The organism is Psychromonas sp. Urea-02u-13 (genome assembly GCF_002835995.1).
Taxonomy (GTDB): Bacteria; Pseudomonadota; Gammaproteobacteria; order Enterobacterales; family Psychromonadaceae; genus Psychromonas.
Genome location: NZ_PJBZ01000055.1, coordinates 14,815 through 29,749, shown reverse-complemented (window position 1 = coordinate 29,749; position 14,935 = coordinate 14,815). Strand labels below are relative to the sequence as shown.

At 40.2% G+C, this 14,935-nt stretch carries 16 protein-coding genes; 9 read left to right on the top strand and 7 right to left on the bottom strand.

The genetic code is table 11. From position 1 onward, the window contains the following. Nucleotides 1-51: 51 nt before the first annotated feature. The 5 genes from CXF74_RS09390 to CXF74_RS09370 all read right to left on the bottom strand — a co-directional run bounded on the left by CXF74_RS09390 (nucleotide 52) and on the right by CXF74_RS09370 (nucleotide 6,234). Nucleotides 52-1,365, bottom strand: a complete 1,314-nt coding sequence (locus CXF74_RS09390) for a choice-of-anchor U domain-containing protein (protein ID WP_101082153.1) — start codon at nucleotides 1,363-1,365, stop codon at nucleotides 52-54. A 21-nt stretch (nucleotides 1,366-1,386) separates the two neighbouring features. After that, nucleotides 1,387-3,498 carry a TonB-dependent receptor family protein gene (locus CXF74_RS09385; protein ID WP_101082152.1) on the bottom strand — a complete coding sequence of 704 codons (2,112 nt, stop codon included), beginning with the start codon at nucleotides 3,496-3,498 and terminating at the stop codon, nucleotides 1,387-1,389. Continuing rightward, nucleotides 3,498-5,036 carry a hypothetical protein gene (locus CXF74_RS09380; protein WP_232772482.1) on the bottom strand — a complete coding sequence of 513 codons (1,539 nt, stop codon included), beginning with the start codon at nucleotides 5,034-5,036 and terminating at the stop codon, nucleotides 3,498-3,500. Before CXF74_RS09380 ends, CXF74_RS09385 begins: the two co-directional genes overlap by 1 nt. A gap of 20 nt (nucleotides 5,037-5,056) precedes the next feature. Beyond that, a complete protein-coding gene (locus CXF74_RS09375) occupies nucleotides 5,057-5,629 on the bottom strand; it encodes a hypothetical protein (protein ID WP_101082150.1) in 573 nt (190 codons plus the stop codon). A gap of 164 nt (nucleotides 5,630-5,793) precedes the next feature. After that, nucleotides 5,794-6,234: a CopD family copper resistance protein gene (locus CXF74_RS09370; RefSeq protein ID WP_101082149.1), complete on the bottom strand. Its 441-nt coding sequence runs from the start codon at nucleotides 6,232-6,234 to the stop codon at nucleotides 5,794-5,796. A 125-nt stretch (nucleotides 6,235-6,359) separates the two neighbouring features. Here CXF74_RS09370 and CXF74_RS09365 point away from each other — a divergent pair, with 125 nt between their 5' ends. After that, nucleotides 6,360-7,118 carry a Crp/Fnr family transcriptional regulator gene (locus CXF74_RS09365; protein ID WP_101082148.1) on the top strand — a complete coding sequence of 253 codons (759 nt, stop codon included), beginning with the start codon at nucleotides 6,360-6,362 and terminating at the stop codon, nucleotides 7,116-7,118. Nucleotides 7,119-7,173: 55 nt separating this feature from the next. On the opposite strand, the gene hutZ is transcribed toward CXF74_RS09365, so the two are convergent. Together hutZ and hutX are read right to left on the bottom strand one after the other, a co-directional pair. After that, the gene (gene hutZ, locus CXF74_RS09360) at nucleotides 7,174-7,713 is read right to left on the bottom strand and encodes a heme utilization protein HutZ (protein WP_101082147.1); all 540 of its coding nucleotides are present in this window, start codon (nucleotides 7,711-7,713) and stop codon (nucleotides 7,174-7,176) included. After that, nucleotides 7,710-8,225, bottom strand: a complete 516-nt coding sequence (gene hutX, locus CXF74_RS09355; RefSeq protein ID WP_101082146.1) for a heme utilization cystosolic carrier protein HutX — start codon at nucleotides 8,223-8,225, stop codon at nucleotides 7,710-7,712. Before hutX ends, hutZ begins: the two co-directional genes overlap by 4 nt. Before the next feature lie 191 nt (nucleotides 8,226-8,416). Between hutX and CXF74_RS09350 the strand changes: the two genes are divergently transcribed. The 8 genes from CXF74_RS09350 (at nucleotide 8,417) to CXF74_RS09315 (ending at nucleotide 14,934) form a co-directional block, all read left to right on the top strand. Next, on the top strand, nucleotides 8,417-9,265 hold the full coding sequence (locus CXF74_RS09350; protein ID WP_101082145.1) for a heme/hemin ABC transporter substrate-binding protein: 849 nt from the start codon (nucleotides 8,417-8,419) through the stop codon (nucleotides 9,263-9,265). 10 nt (nucleotides 9,266-9,275) lie between these two features. Then, on the top strand, nucleotides 9,276-10,310 hold the full coding sequence (locus tag CXF74_RS09345) for a FecCD family ABC transporter permease (RefSeq protein ID WP_101082144.1): 1,035 nt from the start codon (nucleotides 9,276-9,278) through the stop codon (nucleotides 10,308-10,310). Nucleotides 10,311-10,312: 2 nt separating this feature from the next. Further along, nucleotides 10,313-11,104, top strand: coding sequence for a heme ABC transporter ATP-binding protein (locus CXF74_RS09340; protein ID WP_101082143.1), 792 nt, complete (start codon nucleotides 10,313-10,315; stop codon nucleotides 11,102-11,104). A gap of 69 nt (nucleotides 11,105-11,173) precedes the next feature. Then, nucleotides 11,174-11,935 carry a DUF3450 domain-containing protein gene (locus CXF74_RS09335; protein WP_101082142.1) on the top strand — a complete coding sequence of 254 codons (762 nt, stop codon included), beginning with the start codon at nucleotides 11,174-11,176 and terminating at the stop codon, nucleotides 11,933-11,935. Further along, nucleotides 11,932-13,350 carry a MotA/TolQ/ExbB proton channel family protein gene (locus CXF74_RS09330; protein WP_101082141.1) on the top strand — a complete coding sequence of 473 codons (1,419 nt, stop codon included), beginning with the start codon at nucleotides 11,932-11,934 and terminating at the stop codon, nucleotides 13,348-13,350. The genes CXF74_RS09335 and CXF74_RS09330 overlap by 4 nt, the downstream gene beginning before the upstream one ends. Further along, nucleotides 13,347-13,889 carry a MotA/TolQ/ExbB proton channel family protein gene (locus tag CXF74_RS09325; RefSeq protein ID WP_101082140.1) on the top strand — a complete coding sequence of 181 codons (543 nt, stop codon included), beginning with the start codon at nucleotides 13,347-13,349 and terminating at the stop codon, nucleotides 13,887-13,889. The genes CXF74_RS09330 and CXF74_RS09325 overlap by 4 nt, the downstream gene beginning before the upstream one ends. Continuing rightward, nucleotides 13,886-14,290: an ExbD/TolR family protein gene (locus CXF74_RS09320; protein ID WP_101082139.1), complete on the top strand. Its 405-nt coding sequence runs from the start codon at nucleotides 13,886-13,888 to the stop codon at nucleotides 14,288-14,290. The genes CXF74_RS09325 and CXF74_RS09320 overlap by 4 nt, the downstream gene beginning before the upstream one ends. Further along, nucleotides 14,290-14,934, top strand: a complete 645-nt coding sequence (locus CXF74_RS09315; protein WP_101082138.1) for an energy transducer TonB — start codon at nucleotides 14,290-14,292, stop codon at nucleotides 14,932-14,934. The genes CXF74_RS09320 and CXF74_RS09315 overlap by 1 nt, the downstream gene beginning before the upstream one ends. Nucleotide 14,935: the final 1 nt, after the last annotated feature.

Here is a 14,935-nt window from a genome sequence, read left to right as displayed (position 1 = left end):
AATCTAAGATAAGCCGATATGCTGGATAATTTTATAACGCGTTTATGGCGGTTAATTACCCCTTCGTTGATAAACACGCAGGTTAAGGCTTAACAACATTAAAATCAGCAACCAACTAAAGCTACCTGCGCTGCTATTCTCATCGCGTTGAATGCCACCGAGGTTATTACCTGTGATTGCGATAGAGAGGGATACTCTGCCATTGATAATTTGATCAATGTCTGAGATACCTCCATCACTCATAGTAATAACAATGCTCTTGTTATCAATGCGTTGCCATGTTTCCGCTGCCAGTAAATGGTAACTGCCATTTTCACTGTCTGGTTGAATGCTATACAAGAGTAATTTATCTGGTAAAGGCGTCGAAAAGTTAAGTGTAATTGTTGTGTTTGTTGCTCTGTTGTCCGATTCAATCTGATAGCTAGTGAAGCTAATATTACCATAGTTATAATCAAGACCTGGGTCGCCAAGCGTTGAGTCAGTATTAACGATATCGTTAATGTTTTCTAGATTATCAACTTTATGCTGCATGCTACCTGCCATAATGGCAGTTAGTGCCCAAGTTGATGAACTTGTTAGGTTAACATAGTCGCCGGAAATAAGTGTTAATGCTTTTCCTACTTGTGCATTAAACGCATATTCAGAGAATTCAAGTGCATCAATAATGCCATCGTTATCACTGTCTAGAGGCGTGTTAACATCAGCACCAATTTCACTTATATTATCCAGCCCATCTTGGTCGCTATCATTATTGCTCGGATCAAGGCCTAAGGTGAGTGCTATCTGGTCGGTCAATCCATCATTATTTGAATCGACTAATGCTTGCACTGCAACGCCTTGTAAATCAGGTTCAATGGTTAACGGAAAAACATTGGTTATTTTTGTGCCAATAATGCCATCAAGCTCGGGTTCTTCTGCATCAATGGTATTTATTTGCAGCTGATTATTGGCCGTGGTTATTCTAAAAGTCGTTGATGTGCTCGCCATTGGGTTGCCTAAACCGGGGTGATAGATTTGCAGGGAATAATAAAGACGATAGGTACCATCGCCGTTATTATCAAAGTAGAGAATATCATTATCGATGCTGGCATCTTCAACATCATGTAATGCGTAATTGAAACCCACTGACAAGGTATTACCTGCGATAGTGGCTGAATTGTTATCAAAATCCCAACGCCATTTCGCACGTTGCACACTTTTTCCCAAAATGGCACCAGTTGGTGCTGCACGCATAATAAGCTGGTAATCCCCGACATAGACCCCCGTTAGGTTGGCGGGATCGAGTGTCTGTGCTACCAGGTGAGATTGACCTGTAAATAGGTTTAATAATGCGACTAAGCAACAAAGGCTTGGTTTTTTAAACATATAAATTTCCATATAAATGAACTACCAATTAACTGAGATACCGGCAGAGAAGTTAAACCCTGCACCGGGAATAAAGGTCGGTAATTCAGGGGCACTTTGGCCTCGAATAACATAGGCGCTTTGGTAGGTTTCATTGGTGATGTTATTAAGTTCAACAAATAACTTAAATCGCTTTTGATATTGGTAACTACTTTTTAGGCCTAATAAGAAATACGCATCTTGCTTTACTGAATCACTATTAAGATGGTCAACCCAAGTATCTTTTGGTTGCCAGCGTAGGTTGGTACTAACAGACCAGCTTTCAAAAGGCAGATAACTTAACTCTGTTTGAATAAGGTGATCTGGAATACCTGCTATCTGATTACCTGCGTAGTCTCCCTCTTCAAAACGGAAGTTACTGTAGTTATAGATAAACTTGCTAATGAGTTGATCTTGTCCAGTAAATAATGATTGATAGCGGCTGTTGGCTGCAAACTCAATACCTTGATGGCTGGTATCACCTTGATAGTTAATGGTTTTACCATTCACGGCAAAATCACCCACCACAGAGATAAGCTCATCTTCAACAATTGAGTAGTAGTAGGCTAATTCCCAGTTAATATTTTGATAGGTTTGTTGTGTACCAATTTCCCAGGTTGTTGCTGTTTGCATCTTTAAATCGTTAACATATACATAACTGTTAAGTGGGTCATTCGGGTTGGATGACACCGTGCTCAGTTGCCAAAAATTAGGCGCTTCAGAACTACCACTCAAGTTAGTAAAATAGCGTTGCTGTTGTTCGGCTTGATAGATTAATCCAACTTTAGGGTTAATCACGGTATATAAAAAACTGCTATCTAATACACCACTGTTTTTAAGATCTTTAATCTCGCGACGATTATTAACCCATTGCAATGAGGCGACCGTAGTCATGTTATCGCTCAGCGGATAATTGACTTGTCCTCCCAGGGTGACATTACTGGCATTTTGCTCAATATTGGCAAACTCTTGCATTAGTTCGCCGTTAATAGGGTTAATAGCATGAAAAGAGCGGGGCATCTCACCGGCATTAGCTGAAGCAAATAATAGATAATCAGTGGCTTGATCTTGTTGATTATATTGCTGGTGGTTAAAGGCGTAATCTAAACCAATATTTTTATTCTCAGTGATCACATGAGTTAAAGGGTTACGAAAAACATCATCAACCTGTTCTGCGTATAAACCTAAACTGTGCTGACTGTTTTCATTAAAATAGCGACTTTTATTAGCAAGTCGTAACTGTTTACTTTCTCGTAGAGGCTCACGAATATTGATGTCTAATAATTTATCCATCGGTGTATTACCTTCGCCCATCACCGATTCAGGATTGTTGATGGCTTGCTCTTTGGTGAGCAGGAAAGGAATATTAAATTGGTTATCTGTATAGTTAAAATAACTTCTATTTTCAAAGTTATTCTCTGTAAAGCCGATATTTAAAGCAACATTATTACGTTCACCTTCACTGTGCGAACGAAAACCCTGTTGCTGATAATGCGCTGCATTGAGGTAATAATCCCACTTTTCATGTTTATTGCCTAATGCGATGGCACCTTTAAATAAACCAAAAGATCCCGTTTCAAGTTTTAGTGATTGCTGGCTATTAGTGGCATTACGAGAGTGCAAATTAATAGCACCACCTAGTGTCGTTGCCCCATAACGCATGGCATTTGAGCCTCTATATACGGAGATATATTTTGCTTGTTCAGGATCTAATAAGCCAATAATAAAGGAGCCATCGGCTTGATTAAGCGCTAAGCCATCATAAAGTAACTGAATACCACGATTGACCGGATTATCTTGGATGCCAGAACCACGAATATTAATACGTGGTTGATCATTACCGCCAAAAAATTCCTGAACCACAATGCCTGGTTGATAGTTTAAAACTTTAGCCAGCGAGCTTTGGCTACCATGAAAAGCATCAAGGTTGATTAAGTTGGTCGCCCCCGCAACTTGTTGTAAATCGATCTCAATTTCCTGTTTTTGATAAGTAGATGAATGACCAATAATCTCAATGTTTTCTGTACGTTGAATATCGTCAGTTTCGGCGTAACAAGAAAAACTACTGGCAGCTAAAAAAGCAGTCAGTAGTTTGCAATTTAAAAGACGTAACATTAAAGACTAACCTTACCTTTGGTTAATTTTTTACGACCCAAGGCAACGAACCCTAAGCAGATAATAAATAACCAATTCATGCTACCGCCGCTTTTTGAGCCAGTACTTGTATCAACCACAGGGCTATTTACCATAATCACTTCAGGAGTCACTGGCACTTCGACAACAGGTATTTCAGCAACGGGTACTTCTGCAACAGGTTTAGATAAACGGTTCTTTTCACTGTGAACTAACATCAGGCCAGTGATCGTGCCGGAGTTATTCGTTGTATCAAACTCACCTTCAGCAGGTATTCTTGTTGGATTAGGCTGTCTAATATCTAAGTTAAATGAAACCTCACTTTCATTAACCTGAGTCCACTGTAACTCTGTTGCTTCTATTGCCATGGCGATGATAGTAACAACAGCTGGCTCACCTTCTGTTTCCGTATAACTGAATTGAAATAGTTGTAAATCTTTTGGAATTGGCTGCGCAAAACGCAATGTTGTACTGCTATCTCCTTGAAAATTAGTCATATTAAAAGAGATAAAACCCATGGATTTATTTAACGTTGATGCAGGTGCGGCTGTACCTTCTGCAAAAGTGATCTTTTCTGGAATAGGTTGTGCATGCGTAAATGAAAAATGTTCTCCTGTATTAATTTTAAGCTCAACTTTCTCTCCGGAAAGTAAAGGAAGTTGACTAACAATATTTGCTTGTAAGGCACTATCTCCCGGCTCATAAACATCTGCTAGACCATCGTTATCACTGTCTGTTGGGCGTACAAAGATACCTAACTCTTCAAGATCTGAAAAGTTATCTGCATCACTGTTAGTACTATTAATATCAAGCATCAGAGTGGTTGCAATCGCATCAGTAATACCATCGTTATTACTGTCTTGTTGATCATCAAAAAGCATTTTCACAGAGTCAAACTGTGGCTGAACAGGCATTGGGAATACACCTAGAATAATGGTCCCTGGTATACCGTCTGGACCATTTATCTCTCTATCTAATGTTTTAATGACTAATTCACCCATCTCCGATTTCGTTGCTTGAAAAGTTATATTAGCGGCACCAATTGGTTTGTCTGCAATCGGATTCGTTGGATCCCCTAGCACTAGATGAATTTTATGTGCGTAATCAACACTATAAGTACCATCACCATTATCGATAAAAGGAATTGAAATTTCGCTAACATCTTCTATTTGTGCATAAATTTCATCTGTTTTTTGTTGGTTATTTAGCATTGCCGAAGTATAAGGCTGAAAAGATGGGTATGGGCCCAACATAGTGCTGTGACGACTACCACCCCAAATAATTAAGTTGTTATCAAAATCCCATTGCCAGTAACCATTCTGTACGGTTGCCCCTAGTTGGACTCCACGATCTGGCATGCCGTCATCGCCAGGAAATAGCACATTCATTGATAACTGATAAGTACCAAAATAACTACCTGTTATGTCATTACTTGCATATAAAGAGGATGATAAAAAAGACAGCGCTGACAATAATAGTATCGCTTTCTTCGCTTTAAATAGGTTTGTTAATTGCATCATTTTTCCTTAAATAATGAGGGTTACTTCCACAGTTCTGCTGGGGTGAGAGTCTGCCAATGACTACTTAATGATTGTGCTGCGCCATGCCAATTTAGTTGAATTATTTCTGGGAACTCATCCTGCATTCTGGTGCCTGGGCTACCATCTTGTGTGCCATCTAATTCGATGTCGACAGAACTGATCGTCAAAGATCCTGATTGTTCAACAATCTTGAAGGTGGTTGAAGCTTGTGCTTTAGGGTTGTAATAAAATGGGTAATTAACTCGGAACTGGTAATTGGCTGTATAGGTGCCGTCGCCATTATCAATGAATGGAATAGCTGTTGTTGTGAAGTAATTAAATCGTAACCATTTGAAAGGGTTTTTATAAATTTTACCTGCGTCGATAGCGATGGTTTTATTATCAAAGTCCCAGGACCAGCTATACGAGTTTAAACTCTTTGCTTTTACTTGTTGTGAGCTGTTAATAACATCTAATTGGTAGTCTCCAACATATGCGCCAGTCAACCCCGCAGTGCCTTCATTAACTGCAAAGGAAGCGCTACTCGCACAAGTTAACATCAGACCTAGCGTCAGTGATTTTTGTAATTTCATATTGTTCTCCTTGAAAGTTTTTTAAGTGTTTATTGGTTTTGATTGATAATCATTATCGACAACTATACGGATGATTTCTTATTTCGCACATGACATTTGTCAATTACAAAAAATAACGGTTAAAAGTAAAGATTATTTTTATTAAGTGTCTGAGAGGTTAAGTATCACCAGCTAATAAAAAACATGCCTTTAGCGAGTAGGATGATAAGTAACATATGGAAGAACACGCTGAGGTGGGTGTATTTGAAACGTTTACTGGTCATGTCACCACAAATTGAGTGCTTCATTGCCAGAATAAAATGAACTAATACACTAATAGCTAAGATGATTTTGACCATTAATAAAGTGCCAAAACTACTATTTAACGGCCAACCAATATTGCTGTAATGGATAGTTGCCATAGTAATACCACTGATAAATAGGGTTACCACTACCCAGGGCATTATTTTTCTGCCACGCAGATGAATTCCCTGTTCCACTAATGACATTGTTTTTGCGGGTAAATGTGGGCGTATACCTTCTAAAATTAATACTTCAAAGGCAACGATACCGATGAATAATGTGGCGCATAAAAGGTGCACTGTGACTAATAACGAATAGCTCATTTGGTATTTCCTTCCTGAAAAAGTGATTTGTGTAATTCATCTACTTTGGGTTATATTGGTAATGATTATCAATATATATTGGTTGTTGTTAATTATTCATGACATTTATCAATTAGGAAAAGTTGATGTTATCCATCACCCAAATAAATTTACAAAAATCCTTATTATTTAAAAATTTCTCAATGGCGGAGTTTTATGAAATAGGACGTAATGCAAAATTAAAAAGCGTAAAGCAAGGCCAACACTTATTTCGTGAGGGTGATAGCGGGCACTACTTTTACTTTATAAAATCAGGAGAAATCAGCTTGTATCGTTACTCTCCAGAAGGTGACGAGAAGGTTTTCCAAATATTAAGCGAGGGTGATACTTTGGCTGAAGCGGTTATGTTTATGCAACCAGCGCTGTATCCGGTTAATGCTAAGGCACAAACTGATTGCGAAGTGGTGGTTTTTCCGCAGCAAGCTTTGGTGAATTATTGCCATAACAACCCCAATTTTATGATGCAAATAATGGCCGCTATGTCGGATAAATTATATCAAGCGATAAACCGTGTTGATCAGCTTACTCTTAAAAATGCTGGGCAACGTTTAGTCTCTTACCTGCTTGAGTTAAGTGGTGCACAGAAAAGCGAATGGCTAACTTTACCTGTTAGTTACAGCGTTTTAGCGGGGCAACTCAATATCACCCCAGAAACATTGTCGCGTTTGTTTAAGCGTTTTCGCCAAGCGGGAGTGATCAGTGGTAAGCGTGAAATAGTCGTGCTACTTGATGTAGAAGCGATGTGTAAACTGACCAACTTACCTTATATCGTCGCTAACAAAGACTTAACTGCAAATAATGAAGCGTTAGAAGGATGCTGTAATTTATCGTTGAAATGGTTTTAATCAGCAATGACGATATACGTTCATATCGCCACTAACTAGTGTGTATTGATAGGTGCTAGTTGAGTTTATCTTTATCGATAGCCTGATGACCTTGGTCTAGATGTACAAAGTCTATCTGATCGTCTGAACCGACTTGAAACGCTTTACCAAACCCTTTCACAAACAACCCATTTTCTGGCTGAAGATGGAAAAGAATAAAATCCGCCATATTACTGAGGTTATCAATAATCTCACCAAATCGACCTTGCATCGCATCAATACCTATTTGCCACTGCGCGCTTTCACGGTCAATCGCAATAGCCTGTGCTTCATAGGTTAAACGTTTACGCGCATGCACCATTTTTAGGTTCTCTTCATCTTCAATCATCATGAAGGATACCTGTGGGTTTTCTAGTAAGTTACGAGCATGACGTGCGATTTTAGAGATAAGAATATAATAACTGCCATCGACTAAAACAAAAGGCGTGTAACTGACATTAGGTTTCCCTTGTGCACAGATTGTTGCTAGTTGTAAGGTACGACGAGATTCGCGAAACTCCTTAATCTCAGGCCCTAAACGGCTCTGTAAGCGCTCTTTTTTCACTTCAATGTTCATAGTGTTTGTCCATATTTTGTTTTTAATTGGCTAAAGCTTTGCACTTGCTCTGCGAGTAATTGACGTTTTTTGTCACGGCCTAAATAAATTTTAAACACGCTATTTCCCTGTTTGGTAAAAAATCCAAAATAGTGGCTTTCATTACCACGAAAAGGTTTGCTGACTAAGGCAATATCGGTAATGAGGTCAATACGTAGATGGCCATGTATTTCTCCCGCTTTACCCATTAAGTTGTAATAGCCATGTGCGACCTTACCTTTGGGAAAGGGGGCTTTCACTTCAAAAATAGAGCCTTCGCTGTGCATTATTGTTGTGACGTTACCCCATGAGTTTAACTCTCCGAGCAACGCTTCTGTTTGCTTGCCGTCAACACGTGTCACCATCTGGCCATTAAAAGAAAAAACGACCTGTGCTTCGCTTACCTGTAATTGTTGCGCTATTTCACTGGGTAGCAAGCCGGGTTGTTGCTCAAGCATTGACTGAACTTGCTCAGTAAGTTGTTCTGTTAACATTCTATTAGTTGCCTTTTATCGATGAGACAAGGGGCTGAAGTAACGTGCTGGTGGTAATAAGAGGAACTTCAGTACATTTATAACGCAATCATTTAAATTATTTTCAAATGATAATCATTATTACTATTAAACACAAATGATAATTGATAACATCGCATTGTGACTAATATGAATAAAGGAAAAGCGTGTTGATGAATAAACGAGTTGCCCTATTCGCCTCTATGGTGATGTTTTTTTATAGCAGTGTAAGCCAAGCTGAATCAGTACCACCGCGCATTATTAGCGCAGGTAATGCGGTCACTGAACTTATATATGCATTAGGTGCAGAGCAGCAATTAGTCGCGGTTGATGTCACCAGTCACTTACCTGCTGAGTCAACCTTGCCAAAAGTCGGTTATCACCGCCAATTATCAGCAGAAGGCTTAATTGCACTTAACCCGACACATGTTGTGGGCTCTGATGAAATGGGGCCAGACTCAACATTAGACTTATTAAAACAGGTCGGTATTACTGTCGATGTGGTTAATACCGAAGCAACGATTGAGGGATTACTTAAGCGGGTTGATCAACTTGCTGAAATTACTCAAAGCCAACAAAACAGTGGTGCACTAAAAAACACCATTAATAAAACAGTCGACGCATTAGAAAGTAATCAGCCACCTTTATCGACACAAAAAAAGGTGCTGTTTTTAATGATTCATGAAGGCCGTCCGGCGAATGTTGCAGGTAAAGAAACCAGTGCGAATGAAATTATTCGTTTAGCAGGCGCGATTAATCCGGCAGCGGAGAAAATTACCTCTTATAAACCGTTAGCCATGGAATCGCTGGTGGAGATGCAACCTGACCTTATTTTAGTCAGCCAACGTAGTATGAAAAAAATGGGCGGAATCGATGCGATTTTAGCTGCATTACCTACGTTAGCTGCAACACCAGCGGGTAAAAATAGAGCCATTGAAGTGATTGATGGTGCTGCTTTGTTAGGTGGCTTGGGGCTAAAAAGTTTAGCCGAAGCGAAACGCCTAAACAGCCTGTTATATTAACGAGACTACGATGTTATTACGTCAGATCCCTTTCTCATTATTAATGATCTTTGTTATTACACTGATGGTATTGGTTGCGACTTTTTCAATTGTTGTTGGGCCCATGACAATCTCAATATTTGATAGCTTTAAAGGTTTATCGCCTTGGGCTAACGAGTTACCTGCGCATATTCAATTAGTGATTCATCAAATTCGATTACCACGCACCTTATTGTGTTTAGTGGTTGGCGCTATTCTGGCGATAAGTGGCACTGTGATGCAGGGGTTATTTCGTAACCCCCTCGCTGAACCGGGCATTATTGGCGTATCAGCCGGTGCTGGACTCGGTGCAGCCATTGCCATTGTGGCCTTTTCTTCGATTGCGATGCAATATCCGTTATTAATGAATATTGCTGCTGTGCCACTGTTTGCCTTTTTAGGTGGCGCGTTAACCACTCTTTTAGTTTATTCATTAGGCACCAGTAAACACGGCACGTCTGTTGCGGTGATGTTATTAGCGGGTGTGGCGATTGGCGCACTTTCTGGTGCTGGTATTGGTTATTTGAATTTTATCGCGACGGATCAAATGTTACGTGACCTTTCATTATGGTCGATGGGATCGTTAGCGGGCGCAACGTGGTCAAGTATTACCTTAGCGAGCGTGTGTTTAGCCCTGTTATTAACCCTTTTTATGCGTAATGCCAAAGGCTTAAATGCACTGTTATTAGGTGAAGCAGAAGCGGGGCATTTAGGCGTGAATACCCAAAAATTAAAACGTCGTTTGATTTTACTTACTGCAGCTGGCGTGGGTATTACGGTCAGTATCGCTGGCATGATAGGGTTTATTGGTTTAATCGTGCCTCATCTAGGGCGTATGTTAACCGGGCCTGATCATAAAGTGTTATTGCCATTATCTGCGCTAATGGGCGCTTTGTTATTAACGATTGCGGATATGATTGCGCGTGTTGCTGTCACACCTGCAGAGCTGCCTGTTGGCATTGTGACGGCGATTATTGGCGCCCCTTTCTTCTTATATTTGTTGTTTAAACAACGCGGGAGAATGTAAAAATGGGTTTGAAAAGTGCAATTAGCTGCAAACATATTCATCTAACGTTAGCGGGAAAAGTGATTTTAAACGATATTAGTTTGAATATACGCCAAGGTGAAGTGACTACATTATTAGGGCCTAATGGCGCCGGTAAAAGTAGCTTATTAAAAATACTCGCCGATGAAATAAAAGCCACGGTAAATAAAGACAGTGAGATTCATTATTTCAATGAAAGCAAAGCGAATTGGAATCGTGGGCAACTGGCCAAGCATGTAGGTATTTTACCGCAACAAAGCAGCCTGACCTTTGCTTTTACGGTACGTGAAGTGGTTGAGTTGGGTTTGTTACCGCTTTCTTTGTCACGCAAGCAAGCTGATTGTGTGATTAACGATATGTTAGAAAAAGTCGATACGTTACACCTTGAAACTCGTTTATACCCACTGTTATCCGGCGGCGAAAAACAACGTGTGCATCTTGCACGTGTATTAACCCAGCTCAGTGAGTCAGGCAATAAAACCGTGTTGATGCTCGACGAACCTACCTCTGCTTTAGATATTTCTCACCAACATAATACCCTTTCAATCGCCCGTAATATGGCAGACAAAGGCGCTGCTGTGATCATCGTATTACATGATTTAAATCTGGCCGCTCAATATTCTGATCGGGTGCTGATTTTAAATGAAGGAAAAATTCAAGCCGATGGCACGCCATGGCAAGCCTTGACGGCTGAGAAAATAGAACAAGTTTATCAACACCCAGTAGAGGTTTTAAAACACCCAAGTGCAGACTATCCGGTGGTCTATGCAATTTAAATAATATCGCTAAAAAGCGAATAACAATCTACATCACCCCATTTAAATTTTATATTGGAAGTAACTATTGTGTCTTTATTGAAAAAAATAATACCTGCCGTGCTGATGCTCAGCCTGCCTCTGTTTAGTCATGCGACTAGCATTGAAAAACTACAAAACAGTAGCGCCACTGATCAACAGAAAAGTAAACAAGCTCAAGTTAATATTAACCAGTTAGATGCGCAGAAAATTGCCCTTGTTGAGCAGGTTAAAAGTGTACAAGCAGAAGCGCAAAGCTTGACGATTTATAACCAGTATTTAAGTCGTTTATTGGCTGATCAAGGCACTGAAAAAACGTCTTTAGAAACACAAATAAGCAGTGTGACTGAAACGCGTCAGGGCATCGTGCCGTTAATGATGACTATGTTAGAAGACTTAGAAACCTTTATTAACTTGGACTCACCATTTTTAATGACTGAGCGCCATGAACGGTTAATACAATTAAAAAATATGATGAACAAGTCCGATGTCAGCGATGCAGAAAAGTATCGTCGCATATTAACGGCTTATCATATTGAAGCTGAATACGGCAGCAAAATGGGACAATACCAAGCAGGTCTGAGTCTTGATGGTGTTGAGCGTACGGTTAATTATTTTTATTTAGGACGCATTGTTTTTGTCGCAGTCGCGCTGGATAGCAAGAGTGTATGGATGTGGGATAGAAGCAAGGCGCAATGGTTAAGCATTGATGCAAGTTACGCACGTGACATTAACAAAGCCATTCGTATTGCCCAAAAAACAGATATTCCTGCGCTATTAAAACTTCCCCTGCTAAGTAAGGCAAACCAATGAAAAAGTTATTGTTATTAACATTCACGCTGATGTTCAGTTTTCCTGCTTTGGCAGCACAAGATTCATTAGATATTTTGTTATTAAAAGTAAAATCACAACAGTCAGAAAACCGTGCGCTAGAAGCACAACGTGATAGCGAGTTTTCAGCAGATGTCAGTGTGTGGCAAGAAAAATTAAAAACGGCACAAACACGTTTAGCAAATGAAAAAGTATTAGCTGTGCAACAAGGTGACAAATTTGATAATAATGAAAAATTACTCGCTTCGCTGAGTGATACGCTCGCCATGAGTAAAGAAAATTTAGGAGAATTATTTGGTGTGGTACGCCAAGTATCGGGAGACTTCTCTGGTCAATTGCAGGGTTCAATTATCTCTGCTCAATATCCATTACGTAATTCATTTGTTGAGGGTTTAGCGCAAAGCAAAACATTACCCTCACTGACTGAGCTAGAGAAATTATGGTTTGTGATGTTACAAGACATGACAGAGTCGAGCAAAGTGACAAAATTCTCAACCAAGATACTTGATGCACAAGGGGTTGCCACGACAAAAGAGGTGACGCGTTTTGGTGCCTTTAATTTGATTGATGAATCACAGTATCTGGTCATTGATAACCAGTCTGAATTACCACAACCCCTTTCTCGTCCTGTTGCAAGTGATGTGCAATCTACATTAGATGAATGGTCGAAAAGTACTGATAACGTACAGCCCTTCTATTTTGATCCCGCTAAAGGCGAGTTGTTAACGGTTTTGTCACGCACGCCAACATGGGCTGAGCGTACACAACAAGGTGGCATTATCGGTTACATCATTTTATCTATTTTGTTATTTGGTCTGTTAGTGGCGATTGCCCGTTTCACTTTGCTAAGTAAAGAATCAGCCAAAATTAAGCAACAACTAAAACAAAAAGAGGCCAATGAGAATAATGCATTAGGGCGCATTATTGCGATTTATCAAAATAATAAAACGCAATCAGCACAGTTATTAGAGCTTAAATTAGAAGAAGCGGTATTACGTGAAGTGCCAAGGCTTGAGCGTGGCTCAAGTGTTTTAAAAGTATTAGCTGCCATTGCACCTATGATGGGTTTATTAGGTACCGTGACCGGCATGATTGGCACTTTCCAATCGATTACTTTATTTGGTACGGGCGATCCAAAATTGATGGCGGGTGGTATTTCAATGGCATTGATTACTACGGTTATGGGCTTGATTGCAGCTTTGCCATTATTGCTGATTCATAGTTTGTTACATAGCCGTGCGAATGTATTGATTAATATTATTGAGCAACAAAGTGCAGGGCTGATTGCGACACAAGCAGAGCAAGATGAAAAACCCACGGATCCAGTTAATAAAAAACCTCAGAGTAAGGACGCTACACATAGGGAGCAGCAACAACCGATGAGCCAATGCGCATGAGTTGGATCTACGAACAATGGTATTTGATTGATACGTTTATAAAGAGTGGCGGGCCAGTCTTGCTGGCCATTGCATTACTGTTATTACTACTTTGGGGGCTGATGATTGAGCGCGTTTATTACCTGTTGGTATTGTTTCCTGTCTACCAACAAAAAGTGGTCAATAAATGGTGTTGTCGTGATGACAAAAAATCCTGGTTTGCATTACAAATACGCCAAGGAAAATTAGCCAGAGCGTCTTTATTATTAAAGCAAAATATGAGTTTCTTAAACGCGCTGATCAAGATGTTTCCATTATTGGGTTTACTGGGCACTGTGAGTGGCATGATTCAAGTATTTGACGTGGTTGCCGTACACGGAACAGGTAATCCACGGTTATTAGCCTCGGGTATTTCATTAGCCACCATTCCTACTATGGCTGGCCTAGTCTGCGCGTTATCGGGATTGTTTATCTATTCCCGTTTAGATAGCCATGCAAAAAAATTACACGCGGGATTAGCCCTGCAGTTAGTTAGTCATCAAGATGAGAAATTAAAATGAGAAGAAGAAAAAATCGTGCTGAAGATGATAGCCAAATCGATATGACACCTATGTTAGACGTGGTATTTATCATGCTTATTTTCTTTATTGTTACCACTTCATTTGTACGTGAATCCGGTCTTGAGGTAAATCGTCCGAGTGCCAGCACGGCGACAGAGCAAACTAAAGCGGGCATTTTTGTGGCGATTAAAGATACCGGTGAAATTTATATCGATAGAAAACAGGTTGATTTACAACGTGTACGCGCCAGTTTAGAGCGTCTTGTAGCATCGCAGGGCGAAGTGGGTTTGGTTATTCAAGCCGACGAAGAAACACGTCATGGTGTAGTGGTTAAAGTGATGGATGCAGCGCGAGAGGCGGGTATTGAGCAGATCTCCGTTGCTGCACAGGCTGATCAATAATGCGTTTTTTAGTGGCCTTTTTAGGCGCTCCGATTATCACCTGTGCGTTATTGCTGTTTATGGCTGGCTTGATTAATCAGAAGGTGAATCAATTCCAGACGCAACATGAGAACCCTTATTTTGATTTAGTATTATCAAATCAAGATGAGTCTTTTGAATCTCGTACACGTAAAAAACCAACACCGCCAGAGCCACAGACACAAGAAAATGTACAAGTGACACAAGTACAACAAACCCGTGTGAGCAGTCCTGACATGAGCATGACACTTGAATTACCCAGCTTAGACCTTTCAAGTAATGTATCTGCAATGGCTATTTCGATGCCGGGCATTGAGAGCATGCAACAACCGAACAGCGCGTTGACTGGGGAAACGATGGCAATGCCGTTATATCGTGTTGAACCTAAGTACCCACGGAAAGCGTTACGCCTGGGTAAGCAGGGGCATGTGCTTTTATCTTTTGATGTGAATGAATCGGGCAGAGTGGTGAACATTAACGTCTTAGAAGCGCAACCTCCACGCCTGTTTGAACGTGCAGCAAAACGAGCCCTTAAAAAATGGAAATATAAACCAATGTTAGTTAATGGAAAAGCCGTTAGCCAACGTGGGCAAAAAATCCGCCTTGATTTTAAAATGGAGCCTTAAC

Coding starts and splice junctions, on each gene's coding strand:
- CXF74_RS09390 (WP_101082153.1), bottom strand. CDS start 1,365: ATGTTTAAAAAACCAAGCCTTTGTTGCTTAGTCGCATTATTAAACCTA.
- CXF74_RS09385 (WP_101082152.1), bottom strand. CDS start 3,498: ATGTTACGTCTTTTAAATTGCAAACTACTGACTGCTTTTTTAGCTGCC.
- CXF74_RS09380 (WP_232772482.1), bottom strand. CDS start 5,036: ATGATGCAATTAACAAACCTATTTAAAGCGAAGAAAGCGATACTATTA.
- CXF74_RS09375 (WP_101082150.1), bottom strand. CDS start 5,629: ATGAAATTACAAAAATCACTGACGCTAGGTCTGATGTTAACTTGTGCG.
- CXF74_RS09370 (WP_101082149.1), bottom strand. CDS start 6,234: ATGAGCTATTCGTTATTAGTCACAGTGCACCTTTTATGCGCCACATTA.
- CXF74_RS09365 (WP_101082148.1), top strand. CDS start 6,360: ATGTTATCCATCACCCAAATAAATTTACAAAAATCCTTATTATTTAAA.
- hutZ (WP_101082147.1), bottom strand. CDS start 7,713: ATGAACATTGAAGTGAAAAAAGAGCGCTTACAGAGCCGTTTAGGGCCT.
- hutX (WP_101082146.1), bottom strand. CDS start 8,225: ATGTTAACAGAACAACTTACTGAGCAAGTTCAGTCAATGCTTGAGCAA.
- CXF74_RS09350 (WP_101082145.1), top strand. CDS start 8,417: ATGAATAAACGAGTTGCCCTATTCGCCTCTATGGTGATGTTTTTTTAT.
- CXF74_RS09345 (WP_101082144.1), top strand. CDS start 9,276: ATGTTATTACGTCAGATCCCTTTCTCATTATTAATGATCTTTGTTATT.
- CXF74_RS09340 (WP_101082143.1), top strand. CDS start 10,313: ATGGGTTTGAAAAGTGCAATTAGCTGCAAACATATTCATCTAACGTTA.
- CXF74_RS09330 (WP_101082141.1), top strand. CDS start 11,932: ATGAAAAAGTTATTGTTATTAACATTCACGCTGATGTTCAGTTTTCCT.
- CXF74_RS09325 (WP_101082140.1), top strand. CDS start 13,347: ATGAGTTGGATCTACGAACAATGGTATTTGATTGATACGTTTATAAAG.
- CXF74_RS09320 (WP_101082139.1), top strand. CDS start 13,886: ATGAGAAGAAGAAAAAATCGTGCTGAAGATGATAGCCAAATCGATATG.
- CXF74_RS09315 (WP_101082138.1), top strand. CDS start 14,290: ATGCGTTTTTTAGTGGCCTTTTTAGGCGCTCCGATTATCACCTGTGCG.